At 43.7% G+C, this 17,736-nt stretch carries 14 protein-coding genes and 1 tRNA gene; 6 read left to right on the forward strand and 9 right to left on the reverse strand.

Annotated features, from left to right (window positions below):
* Window positions 1-46 precede the first annotated feature (46 nt).
* The 7 genes from tsf to ZOBGAL_RS11110 form a co-directional block, all read right to left on the reverse strand.
* The gene (gene tsf, locus ZOBGAL_RS11080) at window positions 47-1,012 is read right to left on the reverse strand and encodes a translation elongation factor Ts (protein ID WP_013993698.1); all 966 of its coding nucleotides are present in this window, start codon (window positions 1,010-1,012) and stop codon (window positions 47-49) included.
* Between the two features lie 109 nt (window positions 1,013-1,121).
* Entirely contained in the window at window positions 1,122-2,195 is a 1,074-nt protein-coding gene (gene rpsB / locus ZOBGAL_RS11085; RefSeq protein WP_013993699.1) for a 30S ribosomal protein S2, read from the reverse strand.
* Between the two features lie 259 nt (window positions 2,196-2,454).
* Window positions 2,455-2,841: a 30S ribosomal protein S9 gene (gene rpsI / locus ZOBGAL_RS11090; RefSeq protein WP_013993700.1), complete on the reverse strand. Its 387-nt coding sequence runs from the start codon at window positions 2,839-2,841 to the stop codon at window positions 2,455-2,457.
* Window positions 2,841-3,296, reverse strand: a complete 456-nt coding sequence (gene rplM / locus ZOBGAL_RS11095) for a 50S ribosomal protein L13 (RefSeq protein WP_013993701.1) — start codon at window positions 3,294-3,296, stop codon at window positions 2,841-2,843. Before rplM ends, rpsI begins: the two co-directional genes overlap by 1 nt.
* 365 nt (window positions 3,297-3,661) lie before the next feature.
* Window positions 3,662-4,009 (reverse strand): T9SS type A sorting domain-containing protein, encoded by a 348-nt coding sequence (locus tag ZOBGAL_RS11100; RefSeq protein ID WP_013993702.1) that lies wholly within the window; start codon window positions 4,007-4,009, stop codon window positions 3,662-3,664.
* A gap of 102 nt (window positions 4,010-4,111) precedes the next feature.
* Entirely contained in the window at window positions 4,112-6,943 is a 2,832-nt protein-coding gene (gene polA / locus ZOBGAL_RS11105; protein WP_013993703.1) for a DNA polymerase I, read from the reverse strand.
* Window positions 6,944-7,001: 58 nt separating this feature from the next.
* Window positions 7,002-7,991 (reverse strand): isoaspartyl peptidase/L-asparaginase family protein, encoded by a 990-nt coding sequence (locus ZOBGAL_RS11110; protein ID WP_013993704.1) that lies wholly within the window; start codon window positions 7,989-7,991, stop codon window positions 7,002-7,004.
* A gap of 64 nt (window positions 7,992-8,055) precedes the next feature.
* Between ZOBGAL_RS11110 and ZOBGAL_RS11115 the strand changes: the two genes are divergently transcribed.
* The 3 genes from ZOBGAL_RS11115 (at window position 8,056) to ZOBGAL_RS11125 (ending at window position 10,443) form a co-directional block, all read left to right on the forward strand.
* A complete protein-coding gene (locus ZOBGAL_RS11115; protein ID WP_013993705.1) occupies window positions 8,056-8,778 on the forward strand; it encodes a copper homeostasis protein CutC in 723 nt (240 codons plus the stop codon).
* A 48-nt stretch (window positions 8,779-8,826) separates the two neighbouring features.
* Window positions 8,827-10,050 carry a metallophosphoesterase gene (locus ZOBGAL_RS11120; RefSeq protein WP_013993706.1) on the forward strand — a complete coding sequence of 408 codons (1,224 nt, stop codon included), beginning with the start codon at window positions 8,827-8,829 and terminating at the stop codon, window positions 10,048-10,050.
* Window positions 10,051-10,146: 96 nt separating this feature from the next.
* Window positions 10,147-10,443 (forward strand): thioredoxin family protein, encoded by a 297-nt coding sequence (locus ZOBGAL_RS11125; RefSeq protein ID WP_013993707.1) that lies wholly within the window; start codon window positions 10,147-10,149, stop codon window positions 10,441-10,443.
* 131 nt (window positions 10,444-10,574) lie between these two features.
* On the opposite strand, the gene ZOBGAL_RS11130 is transcribed toward ZOBGAL_RS11125, so the two are convergent.
* On the reverse strand, window positions 10,575-13,961 hold the full coding sequence (locus ZOBGAL_RS11130) for a glycosyltransferase family 117 protein (protein ID WP_013993708.1): 3,387 nt from the start codon (window positions 13,959-13,961) through the stop codon (window positions 10,575-10,577).
* Window positions 13,962-14,259: 298 nt separating this feature from the next.
* Between ZOBGAL_RS11130 and ZOBGAL_RS11135 the strand changes: the two genes are divergently transcribed.
* Window positions 14,260-14,331 (forward strand) — tRNA-Gln (locus tag ZOBGAL_RS11135).
* 45 nt (window positions 14,332-14,376) lie between these two features.
* Here the strand turns inward: ZOBGAL_RS11135 and ZOBGAL_RS11140 are convergent.
* On the reverse strand, window positions 14,377-15,744 hold the full coding sequence (locus ZOBGAL_RS11140) for a cation:proton antiporter domain-containing protein (RefSeq protein WP_013993709.1): 1,368 nt from the start codon (window positions 15,742-15,744) through the stop codon (window positions 14,377-14,379).
* A gap of 192 nt (window positions 15,745-15,936) precedes the next feature.
* Between ZOBGAL_RS11140 and rimP the strand changes: the two genes are divergently transcribed.
* Together rimP and nusA are read left to right on the forward strand one after the other, a co-directional pair.
* Complete coding sequence (gene rimP, locus ZOBGAL_RS11145; protein ID WP_013993710.1) at window positions 15,937-16,398, forward strand: ribosome assembly cofactor RimP; 462 nt, start codon at window positions 15,937-15,939, stop codon at window positions 16,396-16,398.
* A 16-nt stretch (window positions 16,399-16,414) separates the two neighbouring features.
* Window positions 16,415-17,647, forward strand: coding sequence for a transcription termination factor NusA (gene nusA / locus ZOBGAL_RS11150; RefSeq protein ID WP_013993711.1), 1,233 nt, complete (start codon window positions 16,415-16,417; stop codon window positions 17,645-17,647).
* The last annotated feature ends 89 nt before the right edge of the window (window positions 17,648-17,736 follow it).

Below are 17,736 nucleotides of genomic sequence, written 5' to 3' on the forward strand. Positions count from 1 at the left end.
AACGATGAAGTTAATGCGGTTTTTCTTGTATGTGTTGAATATAGGGTTATCCTACTGTAGCACGTTTGAATCCGGTAACGGATACATCGCCGTAAGAAGCAACGTATTTTGCAACGTTGATTTTCTCATCTTTGATGAAGTTTTGGTCCAATAAACATTGTTCTTGGTCCAAAGTTGTGTTGTCAGAAATGAATCTTTCCATTTTACCGGGAAGAATTTTGTCCCAAATTTGTTCTGGCTTGCCTTCGGCTTTCAATTGTGCTTTCGCATCTTCTTCGGCTTGGGCTAAAACTTCGTCAGTTAATTGGGCCATTGAAATGTATTTAGGAACGTTTTTAAGTGTCTTTCCTAAACGACCAAGTTCTTCATTGTCCTTTTCGATAACGGCGATTCTAGCTTCTGTTTCGGCGGCAACGAATGCAGGGTCAAAATCTTTGTAAGACAAAGTTGTTGCTCCCATTGAAGCTATTTGCATAGAAAGGTCTTTTGCAAGCACTTCGGCAGAATCTACTCGAGACGAAAGACCGACTAAAGCGGCAATTTTGTTAATGTGAACGTAAGTTCCAACATATGGGGCCTCTAGTTTTTCGAAAGCGGTGATTTCTAATTTCTCACCGATAACCCCAGTTTGCTCAATTAATTTTTCAGCAACGGTCATTCCTCCAAAATCAGCTTCTAAAAGAGCTTCTTTAGAATCACAGTTCAAAGCTATATCGGCAATTTGGTTTGCTAATGCTAAGAAGTTTTCGTTTTTTCCAACAAAGTCGGTTTCACAACCTAATACGATTGCAACGCCAACGGTTTGGTCAGCATTCAATTTAGAAACTGCAGCACCTTCAGAGGACTCTCTGTCAGATCTTTTTGCGGCTACTTTCTGTCCTTTTTTACGAAGAACTTCAATTGCTTTGTTAAAATCTCCTTCAGCTTCAACCAAAGCATTTTTGCAGTCCATCATTCCTGCGCCAGTAGCTTTTCTTAATTTGTTTACTTCTGCGGCTGTAATTTTTGCCATTTTGTGTTCTATTTTTCAATTTGCCCCCAAGATAGAGCCATTTTACGACTCTATCTTAAAGCAAATGTTATGTTATTATTTCGTTTACTATATAAGTAAGGAAAGAAATCTATTCTACCCCTCCTTTAACGCTGTCTTGCCATTCTTTTAGCTCGTCCCATTTGCCATCGGCAGCCATTTTGGCTTGCTTTGGCCATGAGGTAGGATCTAAATGGGCCATTCTAGAGCTGGCCTCGTTCAAGATTTCCTTGATTTTTTCAGGGTCACCTTCGGCTAATTTAGCGTAAGAATCAAAGCCGGCGTTTACCAAAGCTTCTGCGGCTTTTGGGCCAACACCTTCTATTTTGGTAAGGTCAACGGCCTCTGCTGGGGCTTCCGTAGCGGCAGCTGGGGCTTCAGCTACTGGAGCTTCAGCTTTAGGAGCTTCTGCGGCAGCTTTTTTAGGCTGCTCTTTTTGGGTTTCTTCAGCGCCCTCTTTGTCTGCTTGTTTTTCGGATTTACGTTCGGCCAAGCCTTCTGCGATAGCATTGGTTACTTGCGTCATGATAATATCGATAGATTTTGAGGCATCATCGTTAGATGGAATCAAATAATCGACATCTCTTGGGTCGGAGTTGGTATCGACCATTGCAAAAATAGGGATGTTCAATTTTTGGGCTTCCTTTACCGCAATGTGCTCACGCATGGTATCGATGATAAACAAGGCGCCAGGTAGACGGGTCATGTCGGAAATAGAACCTAAGTTCTTTTCCAATTTGGCACGAAGACGGTCTACTTGAAGACGTTCTTTTTTAGATAAGGTCATAAACGTACCGTCTTTTTTCATACGGTCGATAGATGCCATTTTCTTTACCGCCTTACGGATGGTAACGAAATTGGTCAACATACCACCGGGCCATCTTTCTGTGATGTAGGGCATGTTTACGTTCGCTACTTTTTCGGCAACGATGTCCTTTGCTTGTTTTTTTGTGGCTACGAAAAGAATTTTTCGTCCAGATGCTGCAATCTTCTTGAGGGCCTCATTGGCCTCATCTAATTTTGCAACAGTTTTGTAAAGGTTGATAACGTGGATACCGTTACGCTCCATGTAGATGTAGGGCGCCATGTTAGGGTTCCACTTTCGTGTAAGGTGGCCAAAATGCACACCAGCTTCCAATAATTGTTTTACTTCGACTTTCGCCATTTGAATTTAGTTTACGTTCTTTTGAATAGGCAATGCCCAAGTGGTATACCGATATAATCGACAAGCCTCAAGCATTTAGATGCTAAACTAACGGTGCCTTTGAACATGAGATGTTCTTGGGTCTCCCGAATAACTATTCCCTAAACGGAAAATAGTTTTTAATTTATTCGCTCGATGCGAACTTTCAATGAACTTTGATTAAAGAAAAAAATATAAAGGTGATACCCACCGATCGGTGGGTATCAATAAAATTGTACTCTTAACGTTTAGAGAACTGGAATTTCTTACGAGCTTTCTTCTGTCCGAATTTCTTACGCTCAACCATTCTCGGGTCACGGGTCAATAAGCCTTCTGGCTTAAGAACCAATCTGTTTTCAGCGTCTACTTCACAGATAGCTCTCGAAAGAGCTAAACGGATAGCTTCGGCTTGACCGGTAATACCGCCACCGTAAACGTTTACATTTACATCGTAAGCATCTTCGTTTTCAGTAAGGGCAAAAGGTTGCTTTACTTTGTACTGAAGAGTGGCTGTTGGAAAATAATCGTTAAGATCTCTCTGGTTAACGGTAATGTTTCCTTTTCCTTCTGAAACATATACACGGGCAACCGCTGTCTTTCTTCTGCCGATTTTATGAATGATTTCCATTACTTGAATTCTTTTAAGTTGATAACCTGTGGTTTTTGAGCTTCATGGTTGTGCTCAGGACCTACAAAAACCTTAAGGTTTCTGAAAAGGTCTGCACCCAATCTGTTCTTAGGAAGCATGCCTTTAACCGCTTTTTCAACGATATGCCCAGGTTTCTTGGCCAAAAGTTCTTTTGCGCTAGTCGCACGCTGACCACCAGGGTAACCTGTGTAACGCAAATAGGTTTTGTCTTCCCATTTGTTACCGGTCATGTCGATTTTTTCTGCATTGATAACAATAACGTTATCGCCACAATCAACGTGGGGCGTGAAATTTGGCTTATGTTTTCCTCTAAGCATTTTGGCAACTTTAGAAGCCAATCGGCCTAAAGTCTCTCCTTCTGCATCAACTAACAACCACTGTTTGTTAACAGTCGCCTTATTGGCAGAAACGGTCTTATAACTCAATGTATCCACTACGGTTACTTTTTAATTAAACACTTCAATCCCGTCAAACGGGCTGCAAATGTACACTAATTCTATTGAAAAACAAGTGGTGATTTACGATTATTTTTAGTTAAAAATACTCTTTTTCAATTTCTTGGGCCAAATTTAAATAAAATTAATGCTTCGACTTTAAGGGGAAAGTGAGGAGGGAGGTAACTCGTGATGAGACCATGGGGCGATCTGTTGTTTTTCCGATGGCAAACTTTAACGGGAAACTTTTTGTCTTCCTTTTTGCAATTCGGAATGGGCTGCTAGGTTTATAAAGCCTATTTAAAAGAGGGGGTCGGGAAAGCGTATTATTGTAAAATATGGTTTGTTTTAGGGTGGTGCAGTTGCTACTGCTTGTAGAATTTGACACATACCTTTTGTTCTTTGGAATTCACGGTGACCGTGTATACACCGGAATCTAAAGAGGGAATGGGGATATTAATGGCATTGCGCCTGATTTCCCATTCGTATATCAGAACCGTGTTGCCATAGATGTCCATTATGGATATATGTGCCTTGTCCGTATTTTCTAGGCCTAGTATGTTTACGACATTACTGGCGGGGTTTGGGAAGACCTTTACTTTTTTTGTTGAAGTAATGCTGGTATTCTGGCGCCCATTGTTTTCCGCGCTGTCCTGTGCTTGGGCGGTGCAGATAAAAAAAAGAAGGCAGATAAGTGATACGAAGGTTTTCATATGAACGTTGCTAGACCCTGTTCCGTTTGGAACGGGAGTGTAAAAGTAATTATGAAAAAGGCTTTAATCCAAAAAATGTTGTGAAAAGGAGGGTTTTGTATGTCAATGTGCTTCCAACCAATCTTGTCCGATTCCGACTTCTACATCTAAAGGTACTGATAGGGTATAGGCGTTTTCCATCTCCGATTTGATAAGCGATTTCAATTCGTCCAATTCGGGTTTAAAGATGTCGAATACCAATTCATCATGTACTTGTAACAGCATTTTAGATTTGTAGTTGCCTTCGGTCAGCTTTCTGTGGATGTTGATCATCGCTATTTTTATGATGTCGGCGGCACTGCCCTGGATAGGGGCGTTGACGGCGTTTCGCTCTGCGGCTCCGCGAACCACTTGATTGCTTCCGTTGATGTCCTTTAGATAGCGGCGACGGCCCAAGACGGTTTGTACGTAGCCGTTTTCACGGGCGAAATCGATCTGTTCGCTCATGTAGTTGCGAAGCTTGGGGTAGGTTTTGTAATAGGTGTCGATCAGTTCTTTGGCTTCCGAACGCGATAGGTCGGTTTGGTTGCTAAGTCCGAAGGCCGAAACCCCATAAATGATTCCGAAGTTTACGGTCTTGGCGTTGCTTCTTTGTTCACGGGTAACTTCTTCAATGGGTACGTTAAAAACTTTGGAAGCGGTAGAGGCGTGAATGTCTTCGCCGTTTTTAAAGGCTTCGATCATAGTGGTCTCTTCACTTAGGGCGGCAATGATGCGCAATTCGATTTGAGAGTAATCCGCCGCCAATAAAATATAGTTTTCATTGCGGGGCACAAAAGCTTTACGTACTTGACGGCCCCTTTCGGTACGAATGGGGATGTTCTGTAAATTCGGGTTATTGCTGCTTAAGCGGCCGGTTGCGGCTACGGTTTGCATATAGTCGGTATGGATTCTTCCGGTGGAAGGCTCCACCTGTTCGGGCAAGGCGTCGACATAGGTGCTTTTTAGCTTGGCCAATCCACGATACTCCAATACATTCCTTATGATCTCATGGTCTTTGGCCAGGTACGATAATACGTCTTCCGAGGTAGAGAACTGTCCCGTTTTAGTCTTTTTGGGTTTGTCGACCAGCTTCATTTTGCTGAACAGTATTTCCCCGAGTTGTTTGGGCGATCCTATGTTGAACTCTTCGCCTGCATCTTGGTAGATTTTTTGCTCAAGGGTCTTGATATCGTTGTTCAGGTCTTCGGAAAGGGAGTTCAGAAACTTTTCGTCAAGCTTGATGCCTTCCAGTTCCATATCGGCCAAAACACGTAATAAGGGGATCTCGATGTCTTTAAAAAGTACATCTGTTTTTGCCTCGGCCAGTTCGGGTCTGAAGTGTTCTGCCAATTGAAAGGTGATGTCGGCATCTTCTACCGCGTACTCCGTTTGTTTTTCTAACGGCACATCGCGCATATTTAATTGGTTCTTTCCTTTTTTACCTATAAGCTCGGTGATTGAAATAGGGGTGTAGTTCAAATAGGTTTCCGAAAGCACGTCCATATTATGGCGCATATCGGGGTTGATAAGGTAGTGGGCCAACATGGTGTCGAAAAAAGTACCTCGTACCTTAATATGGTATTTGTCGAGAACCTTGATGTCGTATTTTAGGTTCTGGCCTATTTTTTCAATGGTTTCCGATTCAAAGAAAGGTCGAAGTATTTCGATGAGTCCTTGGGCTTCCTCTTTGTTTTCCGGAAAAGGAATGTAGTATCCTTTGGTGGCCTCCCAAGAAAATGCAATACCTACAAGTTGGGCCTCAAGTGGATTCAAGGATGTGGTTTCGGTGTCAAAGCATACCGAGGGCTGTTTCATCAGGTTCTGCATAAAGAGCTTCATGGCCATGCCCGGTGCTACGCTTTGGTAGACGTGGGCTACGTCTTTTATGGTCTTGCGGCTCGAGCTGTCTTTTATGGTTGCCGGTGAGGCCCCATCGCCACCGAAGAGTGAAAACTGACCGCTTCCGGCCGACGAGGATTGTTTTTTGCCGGTATCGGTACTACTAACTTGGGTCGGTGTTTCCGCTTCGCCCGAAAATATTTTTATAAATTGGTCTTTGAGTCTTCTGAATTCCAGTTCTTCAAAGATTTCCTGTACCTTCTCGCTGTCGGGTACCGAAAGTTCGTAGTCTTCCGCGTTGAAGGTTACGTCGCAATCGGTGCAGATGGTCGCTAGTTTTTTAGAGAGTAGGCCTAGTTCTTTATTGGCTTCGACCCGCTCTTTCATTTTCCCTTTTAATTTATCGGTGTTGGCCAATAGCTCTTCCATAGACCCGAACTGTTCAATAAATTTCTTGGCGGTTTTATCGCCTACACCAGGCAAGCCGGGAATGTTGTCACTGGCATCGCCCATCATACCGAGATAGTCGATGACTTGTTCGGGGCGTTCAACGCCGAAACGTTTCTGTATTTCTGGAATGCCCCATATTTCGATTCCGTTACCCATTCGGGCAGGGCGGTACATGAATATGTTTTCGGAGACCAATTGGCCAAAATCTTTGTCGGGGGTAACCATGAATACTTTATAGTCTTCTTTTTCGGCCTGTTTTGCCAAGGTACCTATGATGTCATCGGCTTCCCATCCTTCTAGGACTACGGAAGGAATATGCATGGCCTTGAGAATGTTCTGTATATAGGGAATGGCTATTTTTATGGCATCGGGCGTTTCGTCGCGGTTGGCCTTGTATTCAGGAAATAATTCGGTGCGTTCGGCACTCCCTCCCTTATCGAAGCAAACGGCCAAGTGATCGGGTTTTTCACGCTTGATTACGTCAAAAAGCGAATTCATGAATCCCATGATGGCAGAGGTGTCCATGCCTTTGGAATTGATTCTTGGGTTTTTTATAAGGGCATAATAGCCGCGAAAGATTAGTGCGTAGGCGTCTAAAAGGAAGAGTCGTTTTTGTTCTGGCATTTTATAGTTTTTCAAAAGGTTTCAAAGCTAATCAAGTTTTTGATTTCTTTTTAGTGTTTTACGATTTGATATAGCTTTCCGAAGGATTATTAACATGTCCTTCCTCCGAATACGACCGAAAGGTAAAGCCCGGGTGAATACAGTAACTGCCTGTTTCGCCCTTTTTATTGATAGCGATAAATCCGATTTGAAAATCGTCCCTACCTTTATTTTTGGCCATAATGCGTTTCACCCCTTCTTCACAGGCTTCTTGGGGCGATTTCCCCTGGCGCATCAATTCAACAATGAGAAAGCTGCCTACGGTACGTACGACTTCTTCGCCCATTCCGGTTGCCGTGGCGCCCCCAATTTCGTTGTCGACAAAAAGTCCGGCCCCTATAATCGGGGAATCGCCTACGCGTCCCGCCATTTTGTATCCCATGCCGCTGGTGGTACAGGCTCCTGAAATATCCCCCTTCTTGTCAATGGCCAGCATGCCGATGGTATCGTGGTTTTCAATGTTTATAATAGGTTTGTATTGTGAGGTCTTCTTCCATTCCAGCCATTCTTGTTTTGATTTCTCGGTAAGGAGATTGGTTTTTTTGAACCCCATTTCATAAGCGAATTGTTCGGCGCCTTTTCCCGCGAGCATCACATGGGGTGTTTCTTCCATGACCTTGCGGGCTACTAAGATCGGGTTGGCGATGTTCTGTAGGGCCAGTACGGCACCGCAATTGCCGTCCTTGTCCATAATACAGGCGTCAAGGCTTACGTTTCCGTCGCGGTCCGGTCTGCCGCCCACCCCAACGGTCTGGTTGCTCGTGTCGTTTTCTTCTACCATTACGCCTTGGGTAACGGCATCTAAAGAAGAGCCGCCCTCTTTTAATACTTCCCATGCTTTTGAGGATGCATTGAGAAAATTCCAGGTGCATATAACGATAGGTTTTACCGGCTTATGATTTTTTTCGATGGTCGGGCCGGTGATATTTTGTGGGGAAGCCAATATCGGACCTGAAATCAGTCCCGCGGTAGCCGCGGTAGATTTTTTTAGGAAGTTTCTTCTTTGCATGGTCTAAGGATTTCTATTTTAGGCGTAGTTTTAAAAAAACGTTTGGGCATTAAATATAAGTAAAATGCTAGTAGAAGTCTGTGCCAATTCATTGCAATCTGCGCTAAACGCCCAAAGGGCGGGGGCGGATAGAATCGAACTTTGTTCCGAACTTGCCGTCGGGGGGATTACCCCTTCCTATGGTCTCTTAAAATCGGTTCGCGAAATGATTTCGATACCCGTTCATGTCTTGGTGCGCCCCCGTAGCGGTGATTTTACTTATACTTCCAATGAGCTGGAAATCATGAAAGAGGATATCGCCCTTTGTGTGGAACTGGGTTTTGATGGAATTGTTTCAGGGGTTTTAAAGACGGATTTTTCTTTGGATATAGATCGGACCAAGAAACTGATAGAGGCTTCCGGAAGCTTGAAGTTTACCTTTCATCGGGCCTTCGATTGGGTTCGGGATCCTCGGGGAGCCTTCGGACAACTTCAATCTTTGGGAGTGGACTATGTGTTGACTTCGGGGCAGCGGCCAGCGGCCGTTGAGGGAATGGCCTTGCTGAAAGAACTCCTAAAAGACGAATCGAACTGTGTTCTTATGCCCGGTGGAGGGGTGAAGCCGACCAATGTTGAAACCTTTATGGCCGAGGGCTTTAAGGCCGTGCATTTGTCGGGAACCAAATTTTTTAGGACCTTGCCCGAATCCGATAGGGTTTCTATGAACTCGGCCTCCTTTTTAAGCGATACGGAAATAGCCCTTACCGACCTTAATACTATAGAAGATGTTGTAAATAGGGTTAAATAAAAACTAAATGGGGCGATCTTGGCGTTAGATTGAAATATCTTTGCGGCTATGCTACGTTGGATTATATTTATTGTCGTTTATATTGTAATGGGCCTCTATACTTTGCAGGCACTGAAAACCGTAACCCGATACCCTTGGGTATACTATCTGTTTATAACGGTCGCCGTACTGGTGCTGGGTAATTTTGTTTATCAATTTACCTTGGGAGAAGAAGAAGGTAGGGTGTTGAGTCGGTCAAAAAGTTACGCTTTTGGCTTTTTGCTCACCGTGTTGTCTTTTCAATTGGTCACCATTCTATTTCTTTTTTCAGAGGATATCTTTCGGTTTTTCTCTAGTGTCTACTTCAAGTTTTCGGGTCGGTCAAAAGAATTTACCTTGCCGGAACGCCGGAAGTTTTTGAGTATGATAGGGCTTGGGTTGGCGGCGATTCCGTTTGGGGCCCTGCTTTACGGAATGTACAAAGGCAAGTATAACTTTAAGGTATTGAAGTATAATTTAGAGTTCGACGATTTGCCGGAAGCCTTCGATGGGTATCAGATTACCCAAATATCCGATGTACATAGTGGTAGTTTTGACAATAGGGAAAAAATAGAATATGCCATAGACCTTATCAATAAGCAAAAGAGCGATGTGATTTTGTTTACGGGGGACATGGTCAATAACAAGGCCGAGGAAATGCTTCCTTGGGCGGATTTGTTTTCGACCCTTGAGGCTGCCGATGGTAAGTTTTCGGTTTTGGGAAATCACGATTACGGAGATTATGTAGATTGGGAAACCGAAGAGGCCAAGCATAAAAACTTAGAAGATCTAAAGGCGCTACAGCGCGATATGGGCTTTGATCTATTGCTCAACGAAAATCGATATTTGCAGAAAGGCGATGACAAGATTGCCTTGGTCGGAGTCGAGAACTGGGGGCGTGGCGGATTTAAAAAGGCCGGTGACCTTAGAAAGGCCGTGGCCCATGTGAATCAAGAGGACTTTAAGATCTTGATGAGCCATGATCCTTCGCATTGGGAAGATGTGGTCCTTCATGATGACTACCATTATCACCTTACTTTGAGTGGTCATACCCATGGTATGCAGTTCGGGATTGAAATTCCCGGTTGGGTCAAGTGGAGCCCGGTAAAATGGCGTTACAAATACTGGGCGGGCATCTATAATGAGCTGGGCCAATACATTAATGTAAACCGGGGTTTTGGCTTTTTAGGCTATCCGGGAAGGGTTGGTATATGGCCGGAAATAACCGTAATTACACTTAAAAAGAGGGCTTAACACGATTTTAACGCCGCGTAAAGTCTATAAAATTTGGGCTATAGGTGGCTATTTAACATTTTTTCTTACTTTTGGATCCTAACCCAATAACTACGTATGTCAAAGTTTGGTGAACTTATAGATTTGAAAATCCCTGTTCTTTTGGATTTTTATGCGGATTGGAACGAGCAATCGAATACCATGCACGCCGTTCTGCGCGATGTTGCGGCTGCTTTGGGTGACAAGGGAAAGGTCATAAAGATCGATGTGGACAAGAACAAGGAGCTTGCCCAGGCACTTCGTGTTAAAGGTCTTCCTACCTTGATGATTTACAAAAAGGGCGAAATGGTATGGCGGCAGAGCGGTGAACAAGATGCCAATACGCTTATCGGTATTCTAAAGGAATACGTTTAGAAGTTATATATAGTGAATTGTTTTGCTGAAATTCAGCTTAGGCAATTCTAAGGTAATTCTGTCGATGGCAGAAATAGAAAAAGCCGGTGTGAACATTGTTCGCACCGGCTTTTTTAGTGATATAAAACGCATTAATTGGTTTCGGGTATCAGCACTGTGTCTTTTATGGTTTCTAACCCGTTTACGGCATCCTTGGCGGTTGTGTCGGAAATAGGGGTGCTGTCTTCCAAGTCGGGGTTCTGTCCTGGTTCTAGCTCGTCTTCCTCCAATAGGCTGTTTTTGTAGAAATGTTCGAACTTTTCAATGTATTCATTGAAAATCAAAGTTTCCTTTTCTGCCATTTCACGGTCGTTGTTACCGATCAAGATGTCGATGTTTCTGCGGTAACCTTCCATGTCGCCTATAATTTCATCTATCTTTTTATACTGCTCATCCAAAGGTATGCCAGCATAGTAATCCAAGCGGTCTTGGTAGATGTATTTTAATTTTCCGAAAAGTTCCCTGGCTTTGTTAGTTTCGCCAACTTTGTAATAGCCATCAACGAAAGGTTCGACAAAGGTGTAGTACCCGAAATACTCTACAGGGAGGTTTTTCATGGTAATGTCGATAATGTTCTTCGCCTTTTCAATTTTCTCTTCTTTCAGCAATTGTTCGAGTAGTCTCGCCAGATTACTTCGGTACGATAGCCCTTGGATACGGGTCTGTGGATCGTGATAGATGTCAGGGCTTCCTGAGTTGCCCCAGTCCCAGTTGGTCACCACTTCGTACATTAGGTCAGAATCTATCCTTCCCATTTCAAAAGAATTCTTTCGTTTTGTTTCTATGGGAACCAACTTATAGGCCATGCCGTCAAGCTGTAAGTAGTCTTTCATCCAAATAAATTCGGCATCGTCAAAACTTCCTCCTGAAAAGTAAATCGGGCGCTTCCAGTCGTTGTTGGCAATGATGTCAAGCATCATCATACTCTTTTTGGTAATGGCGCTCTTTGGCAATTCGATATCGATATAGTCAACGATAAGTGCCGAGTCCTTTTCTTTGACCAAGCCGGTCTCCAAAACGTTTTTCTTGTTTACCGGTATGCGAAGCTTGTTCGTCGGGTAGTAAACAATGTTCTGGCTGCTTTCCGAATAGGCGCCTAAATCTATGTTCTCTTGCCTTTCTAGAATATATTTTAGCTTGGTTTGCGGGTTGTCGCTATCGACCCATTTGATGAAATCTTGAATAGACCATCGGCTTTCCGATATCTTTTTGTTGAAAAGCGGGTCAACCGTTTGGTAGTACAGAACGTCACGCGATCCCCATCGGTACTTGTCGTGGGAAATCTGTGAGGGTATGGCCTCGCTCTCATAGGCCTTCCTTTTCATTTGGTCAATATACCAGTCGGTTTCAAAAAGGCTGGTACATACAATACGTACATCGGTGCGATAGCCTTCGATTTCTTGGGCGTACCAGAGGGGGAAGGTGTCGTTATCGCCAATGGTAAAGAGTATGGCGCCCGCATCTTTTTGGCAAGAGTCTAAATAGGCCTTGGCCGATGAATTTGCGGTGTACCGATTAGATCGGTCATGGTCGTTCCAGTTTTGAACGGCCATTACCGTCGGAACGGCCAAAAGACAGACTATGGTTATGGCCGGGGCCAGTATTTTTGGGGCCAGGTATTTTTTCATTTCGTCAAAAAGACCGTAAACCCCCAAGCCTATCCATATGCCGAAAATATAAAATGAGCCTACAAGCGAATAGTCGCGTTCACGGGGTTGGAAAATGTAGGGGTTGGTATAAAACTGAATGGCCAGACCCGTGAATAAAAAGAAAACGAGTAAGACCCAAAATTGTTTAGGGTTCTTGCTGATCTGGAATAGAATGCCTACAATACCCAGTATAAGGGGCAATAAAAAATAAGTGTTTCTAGCTTTATTGTTTTTTACTTCGTCGGGCAGGTTGTTTTGGCTTCCCAAGCGCGCGCTGTCAACGAGGTCGATGCCGCTAAGCCATTCGCCATTACCGTTGTAGCGCCCTTGTACATCGTTGTTTTTACCGGCGAAGTTCCACATAAAATACCTCCAGTACATATATCCAAACTGAAACTCTACCATGTAAACGATGTTCTGCCAGATCGATGGGGGTTGGACTTCAAGGTAGTCGCCAAACCTTCTTAGGAAGCTAATGTATTGCTCGGCGTCTATTTCGCCTTTGGCAAAACCTTCCTTTACTTGGGTAGCTGCTTGTCTCAGTTCTTCGTTGGATTGTTTCAATTTGAAATCTAAAGGACCGAAGTAGCGCATGTAATTTTCGGCATGTTGGCCGCTCCACATACGGGGCAGGAAGCCAATGTGTTTGGGGTCGTCGCCCGGTACCGCACCTTTGTAGTGGTTTACGATAACGTACTTGCCCAGTTTTTCGTCTTTTTCATATTTGGGGGCTTCGTCTTTGTCTTCACCGCCCTCGCCAAAGGTATTGGAATAGTAGGTTCCGAAAAAAGGGCTGTCTACCCCGGGATATTGCTCCCTGTTGTAGTAAGCCAATAAGGCACGGGCGTCTTCAGGGTTGTTCTCGTTGATGACCACCCTGGCGTTCGCACGGATAGGAAGCATCATCCATGATGAGAATCCTAAAAAGAGAAACATTAGGCAAAGCACGATGGTGTTTGCCGTTTTGTAGTTGTTTTGTCGGGTATATCTCAATCCGAAGTAGAATGCGGCAATAAAAATAAGCCCCATGATTATGGTACCCGAATTAAAGGGAAGGCCGATAGTGTTGATAAAAAAGACTTCGCTCCAGCCAAAAAGTTTTAAAACGTAGGTCAGGGAAAACTTGTACACCAACATTAATACCGCAATCACGGCAAGATTCGCCACTAAAAAGTTCTTTACGGTCGTCTTTTCGTAGGTCTTGAAGTAGTAGAGGAGTCCTATGGAAGGTATGGCCAAAAAGCCCATGAACTGTACCCCGAACGTCAGTCCGACAACGAATGAAATAAGAACGAGCCACTTATTGCCCCTAGGGTTTTGAAGGTCGTCGGTCCATTTCAGTCCGAGCCATAACAAGAGGGCCATGAGTAAACTCGCGGTGGAGTATACTTCGGTCTCAACGGCATTGAACCAGAAACTATCGGAATAGGTGAAAGCCAGTGAGCCAACGATGCCGCTGCCAAAAATGGCAATGGCCTTACTGTTGGTAATGACATCGTCCTTTCCTTTTATAAGTTTTTGGGTGAGATTGGTAATCGTCCAAAACATAAAAAGAATGGTAAAGGCACTCGATACGCCCGAAACATAATTTACCATACGGGCCACCTGGTCGGGTTCGATGGCGAACATGGCGAAAAATGCGCCGATCATTTGTAACAGTGGTGCCCCTGGGGGGTGACCGACCTGCAGTTTGGCCGAAGTGGCTATGTATTCACCGGCATCCCAAAAGCTGTTCGTGGGTTCAACGGTAATGGCATAAGTGATAAGGGCTATAAAAAAGACGGACCATCCAAGAAGATTGTCCCATTTTTCGAAGTTCTTTGAAAACATGTACTACGTGGTTTAACCAATGTGGCGAATTTACTAATTAATATACATATGCAAGGCCATTTTTGATAAACCTTTAACAGGCAATTTGTAGGAGGAATACGAATTTCTATGTCGTCAAGGCTTTGCGGGCAAGTCTTGTGTTTATAAAAATGTGTCAAATTGTAGATTTTATGGTGTTGAAAATCTGTAAGTTGTGTAGATTTTAAATTATTGTAGCAGAAAATGTTTGTGCAAACCAAACTTTGTTTTAAATTTGCACGCTCAAATGCTGAACTTGTTTCAGTGACAATTACGGTAATGGCCTATGGTGTAATTGGCAACACAGCTGGTTTTGGTCCAGTCGTTCTAGGTTCGAGTCCTAGTAGGCCAACAAAAATTAAAAAACCCGATACTGCAAAGTATCGGGTTTTTTGTGTTAAGCCGTTTCGTTCCCGTAATCGGGCGGGTCTTTCTTGTCGTAAGGGGTTTCAAAGGTGTGTTCTTCGGGAGTTTCCGTTTCAAGGGATTCGTTTTGAAGTTCGTTGAGTTCGTCTTCGGCCGCGTTGCGGGCCAGCATTTCTTCGTCTATTTCGTCTAGCATGGTGCCCATTTTCTTCTTGTCGCGAATCATGGCCCAGGTCATGATCAGGCTGGTGGCTATGATGACAAAGAGTAGGATGCCCGATTCAAAACCCGCCACTTCTGCTTTTTTGGGAATGGCGTAGAAGAGTAAAATGGTAATCAATCCCCGTGGGGCGATAAAAACCTGGGGGAAAATGTCCTTGCCGATAAAAAGCCTTAGCATGCCATATCGAATGACGTAGATAGAGGCGATGATCAATATGCTGACTAGGGCAACGTTAATGCTAAAAAGCGAAGAAAGAACGATGGTTATACCAAAGATGACAAAGAAAAAGGTGCGAACGATAAAGGCGGTCTCGAGGGTGATGATATGTAGCTCATGGTAAATCTGCTGCATCTTTTCCTTTTCGAGAAAAATAGCGGTCTTACCCGGAAAAAAGAGCTTGACGTTGGCGATGACCAATCCGAACACTAAAATAATGATCAAGGAAGACAGGTGCATTTTCTTTCCGATGGCGTAAAGCAATAAGAGTACCGCAATCAATAAAAATTGCTTGGCCTGGCTTTTTATTTTTTGAAAAATAAGTACTAGGGCATAGCTGGCAACAATGGCGATGACAATGGTGAGAACGATATTTCCGCCGAAGGCCAGGGCGCCCGTGTCGGTCTCGGGGTCTAGGGTTCCGGTCAGGAAATAGAACATCATGATTCCCATAATATCGGAAAAGGTGCTTTCGTAAATATGGAATTCCTTTTTGTCTTCGCGTAGTCCGCTCACGCTGGGTATGATTATGGCGCTCGATAATATCGATAGTGGGGTGGCATAGAGCCAGGCCGATTGCATGCTCATGCCGTCGATGAATTGATGGAGTACAAGGGCTGCTACCCATGCCGAGGCGACCAGGCCGACCAGGGCAATGGCCATAGATTTTAGAATGGGTATCAGTTTTTCTTTTTTGAGTTCGAGTTCTAGCGCGGCTTCGAGCACGATCATGATCAGGCCGACGGTTCCGATAATTTCAAGGGTGCCGCGTAGGTTCTTTTCAAAATTGATCTCGGCGCCCATAAGGTGTTTTAGGCCGAATTGTAAGAGAACGCCTAAGACGATCAGCATGAGAACGGAGGGGATGTTGGTCTTTTTCGAGATGCCGTTAAACCAGAATGATATGATCACAATGGCCGAGGCTCCGATGATCATATTGTAAGAAGATAAGATTTCCATGGGCTGTTGATTGGGTTGGGTGTTTTGAATCTATTGTAAAATTGTTAATTTTATATGAATAACTATGATATAAAACTCTTTAAGTGAAAGCTATATTGTCGGAAATAAAAAAATCGTATATTTGCATCACTGAAAGGATATAAAAGTATTCATGAGGGGACAATTTGGTCCTCTTTTTTATTTCTAAATATTATGTTGAAGGACAAGGTCAAGGCACTTTTAGACGATGCGCTGGCAGCGGATGACACGTTATTTTTAATCGATTTTTCGATGTCTGCCGATAACCATATAAAAGTGGTTTTAGATGGCGATGAAGGTGTAACGGTGCAAGACTGTATGAAAATTAGTCGTGCAATAGAACATAATTTAGATCGCGATGAATACGATTTTTCATTGGAGGTCGCTTCGGCCGGTGCGGCATCGCCGATAGTGATGCCTCGTCAGTATACTAAGAATATAGGTCGAAAGCTCATGGTGAGAACCGAGGCGGAGACCTTTGAAGGAAATTTAACCGGAACTACCGATGAAGGTATTGTGCTGGAATGGAAGGCACGGGAACCCAAACCCATTGGAAAAGGGAAAGTTACAGTTCAGAAAAAAGAGGAAATCAATTTTTCTGACATCAAGGAAGCAAAAGTCATTTTAAAATTTTAATGGTAATAGTAGCGTAATGGAAAATATTGCACTGATTGAGTCTTTTTCGGAATTTAAAGACGATAAATTCATAGATAGGGTAACGTTGATGGCCATTTTGGAAGATGTATTTCGAAGTGCCCTCAAGAAGAAATTTGGCTCTGATGACAATTTCGATATCATTATCAATCCAGATAAAGGCGATTTGGAAATATGGAGAAATCGTGTAGTAGTCGAAGATGGAGAGGTTGAAGAGCCTAACGAAGAGATATCGCTTTCCGAAGCGCGTAAGATCGAGCCCGATTTTGAGGTCGGGGAAGATGTTTCCGAAGAGGTAAAGTTGATCGACTTGGGTAGAAGGGCTATTTTGGCACTGCGCCAAAACTTGATATCTAAGATACACGAGCATGATAATACTACTATTTACAAGCAGTTTAAGGATTTGGAAGGTGAAATTTACACCGCCGAGGTCCACCATATTCGTCACAAGGCCATTATTTTGTTGGATGATGAGGGAAATGAGATTATTTTGCCAAAAGATAGGCAGATACCTTCCGACTTTTTCAGAAAGGGAGATAATGTGCGAGGTGTGATCGAAAGTGTGGAGTTGAAAGGAAGCAAGCCTACCATCATAATGTCTAGGAGCTCCCCTAAATTCTTGGAACAATTGTTTTTTCAGGAGATTCCAGAGGTGTACGACGGACTTATCACCATTAAAAAAGCGGTTCGTATTCCTGGGGAAAAGGCAAAGGTTGCCGTTGACTCGTATGATGACCGTATCGACCCTGTAGGTGCCTGTGTGGGTATGAAGGGTTCGAGAATTCATGGCATAGTTCGTGAATTGGGTAACGAAAATATCGATGTAATCAACTGGACGGCTAACCCTCAGTTGATGGTAACCAGGGCGTTGAGTCCGGCAAGGGTGTCTTCGGTAAAGTTGAACGACGAGAAGATGACCGCCCAGGTGTACTTAAGACCCGAAGAGGTTTCAAAGGCCATTGGTAGGGGAGGACACAATATTCGTCTCGCGGGTCAGTTAACTGGTTATGAAATAGATGTATTCAGGGAAGGGGTCGAGGAAGATGTGGAATTGACCGAGTTTACCGATGAAATCGATGCATGGATTATAGAAGAATTTAAGAAAATAGGATTGGATACAGCTCGTAGTATATTGGAGCAAGATGTTGATGATCTTGTTAAGCGTACCGACCTCGAAGAGGAAACAATTTTGGAAGTTGTGCGCATTCTTCGGGAAGAATTGGAAGAATAGCTATGAACTAGTCAAGGGTTTTTAATACTTTAGCGGAAAATTCTGCTTCTGTATTGGTTTGTGAAACCTGGCCAAGGTTCTGTATATTA

Source organism: Zobellia galactanivorans, assembly GCF_000973105.1.
In the GTDB taxonomy this organism is placed as follows: Bacteria; Bacteroidota; Bacteroidia; order Flavobacteriales; family Flavobacteriaceae; genus Zobellia; species Zobellia galactanivorans.

Coding starts and splice junctions, on each gene's coding strand:
- tsf (WP_013993698.1), bottom strand. CDS start 1,012: ATGGCAAAAATTACAGCCGCAGAAGTAAACAAATTAAGAAAAGCTACT.
- rpsB (WP_013993699.1), bottom strand. CDS start 2,195: ATGGCGAAAGTCGAAGTAAAACAATTATTGGAAGCTGGTGTGCATTTT.
- rpsI (WP_013993700.1), bottom strand. CDS start 2,841: ATGGAAATCATTCATAAAATCGGCAGAAGAAAGACAGCGGTTGCCCGT.
- ZOBGAL_RS11100 (WP_013993702.1), bottom strand. CDS start 4,009: ATGAAAACCTTCGTATCACTTATCTGCCTTCTTTTTTTTATCTGCACC.
- polA (WP_013993703.1), bottom strand. CDS start 6,943: ATGCCAGAACAAAAACGACTCTTCCTTTTAGACGCCTACGCACTAATC.
- ZOBGAL_RS11110 (WP_013993704.1), bottom strand. CDS start 7,991: ATGCAAAGAAGAAACTTCCTAAAAAAATCTACCGCGGCTACCGCGGGA.
- ZOBGAL_RS11115 (WP_013993705.1), top strand. CDS start 8,056: ATGCTAGTAGAAGTCTGTGCCAATTCATTGCAATCTGCGCTAAACGCC.
- ZOBGAL_RS11120 (WP_013993706.1), top strand. CDS start 8,827: ATGCTACGTTGGATTATATTTATTGTCGTTTATATTGTAATGGGCCTC.
- ZOBGAL_RS11125 (WP_013993707.1), top strand. CDS start 10,147: ATGTCAAAGTTTGGTGAACTTATAGATTTGAAAATCCCTGTTCTTTTG.
- ZOBGAL_RS11130 (WP_013993708.1), bottom strand. CDS start 13,961: ATGTTTTCAAAGAACTTCGAAAAATGGGACAATCTTCTTGGATGGTCC.
- ZOBGAL_RS11140 (WP_013993709.1), bottom strand. CDS start 15,744: ATGGAAATCTTATCTTCTTACAATATGATCATCGGAGCCTCGGCCATT.
- rimP (WP_013993710.1), top strand. CDS start 15,937: ATGTTGAAGGACAAGGTCAAGGCACTTTTAGACGATGCGCTGGCAGCG.
- nusA (WP_013993711.1), top strand. CDS start 16,415: ATGGAAAATATTGCACTGATTGAGTCTTTTTCGGAATTTAAAGACGAT.